This is a genomic window from Rhodoferax ferrireducens (genome assembly GCF_003347515.1).
Classification (GTDB): Bacteria; Pseudomonadota; Gammaproteobacteria; order Burkholderiales; family Burkholderiaceae_C; genus Rhodoferax.
The window spans coordinates 1-1714 of the sequence record NZ_QEII01000152.1 but is presented as its reverse complement, the minus strand read 5'-3'; the positions used below and the strand labels follow the sequence as shown (position 1 = coordinate 1714).

The following is a 1714-nucleotide window of genomic DNA, read 5'->3' as shown; positions in this document are numbered from 1 at the left end:
CCAGCAGGCCGCGCACGACATGGGCGCCCAACTCGGGCGCGGCGGTCTTGGCCAGGCTGCCACCAAACTTGCCGACGGCAGTGCGGGCCGCGGCGACGATGACGATATCGGACATAAAAACTCCTTCGATGTGAATGCGGGGGGAAAACTGGAACGCTGGAACGACGGCGTCATCCCGCACGGATATGCGCGAGCACCGAGGTGGCGGTGCGGCTGGACCACTCGGAGGCGGCGTCCACCGAGGCCAGCGCCGTCATGTTGACCAGACGCCTGACCGTCGCGGTCGGCGTCAGGATGTGCGCCGGCCGCGCCAGTCCGAGCAGGATCGGACCGACCGTGATGCCGTGGCCCGAGGTGGCCTTGAGGACATTGAAGGTGATGTTGGCGGCATCCAGCGTTGGCATCACCAGCAGGTTGGCTTCGCGCGTGAGGGCCGAGCCGGGGAACACCTGGTCGAGCAACTCGCGGGACAGCGCCACATCGCCGTGCATCTCGCCCTCGACCTCGAACGAGAGCTTGAGCGAGCGGATCAACTCAAGCGCGCGGCGCATCTTGCGCGCGCTGGCCGTGTCCTCGCTGCCGAAGCTCGAATGCGACAACAGCGCCATGTGCGGCGTGATGCCGAAGCGGCGCACCTCGTCGGCGGCCAGCACGGCGATCTCGGTCAGCTGCTCGGGGCTGGGGTCGGGGTTGACGTAGGTGTCGCAGATGAACAGCGTGCGCTCGGGCAGCATCAGCAGGTTCATGGCCGCGAGGGTCTCAACGCCCTCGCGCAGGCCGATCACATGGGCCACCACGTCCAGGTGCGCGCGGTAGCCGCCGGTCACGCCGCACAGCAGCGCATCGGCGTCGCCTCGGTGTACCAGCATCGCGGCCAGCGCCGTGGCGTTGCTGCGCAAAGCCGACTCGGCGGCGAGCGGCGTGACGCCCTTGCGCCGCGTGAGCTGGTAATAGGCCTGCGCGGCCTGCGGCACCCGCGCATCGGTGTCGGGATCGACCAGCTCGAAGTCACGCCCGCTCACCAGGCGCAGCCCGAACTCCTTGATGCGCTGGGCCACCACGCCAGCGCGCCCCACCAGGATCGGCGTGGCCAGGCGCTCATCGATGACGATCTGCACGGCGCGCAGCACGCGCTCGTCCTCGCCCTCGGCGTAGACCACGCGCTTGGGCGCCTTCTGCGCCGCGTCGAACACCGGCTGCATGACCGAGCCGGAGTGGTAGACAAAGCGCGCCAGACCGGTCCGGTAGGCGTCCATGTCGCCGATCGGACGGGTGGCGACGCCGCTGTCCATGGCGGCCTGCGCCACCGCCGGCGCCACGGCCACGATCAGGCGTGGGTCGAACGGCTTGGGAATCAGGTAGTCGCGGCCGAAACGCAGGCCGGCGGCGCCGTAGGCTTTGGCCACGCTTTCCGGGATCTCGGCATGCGCCAGAGCCGCGATGGCGCGTACCGTGGCCAGTTTCATTTCCTCGTTGATGGTGGTGGCGCCGACATCGAGCGCGCCCCGGAAGATGAACGGGAAGCACAGGACGTTGTTGACCTGGTTCGGATAGTCCGAACGGCCCGTGCCCAGGATCGCATCCGGACGCACCGCCAGCGCTTCTTCGGGGCTGATCTCTGGCGTCGGGTTGGCCATCGCCAGGATGATGGGGTCGCGCGCCATGGTCTTGACCATCTCGGGCTTGAGCACGCCGCCGGCCGACAGGCCAAGGA

At 68.8% G+C, this 1714-nt stretch carries 1 protein-coding gene and 1 pseudogene; both read right to left on the bottom strand.

Going from position 1 to position 1714, the window contains the following annotated elements:
- Window positions 1-115, bottom strand: a pseudogene (locus C5P05_RS00795) (acetyl-CoA C-acetyltransferase); the annotation flags it as partial.
- Between the two features lie 55 nt (window positions 116-170).
- The coding region (locus tag C5P05_RS00790; protein WP_114968016.1) for a phosphate acyltransferase at window positions 171-1714 on the bottom strand (1544 nt) is incomplete at its 5' end.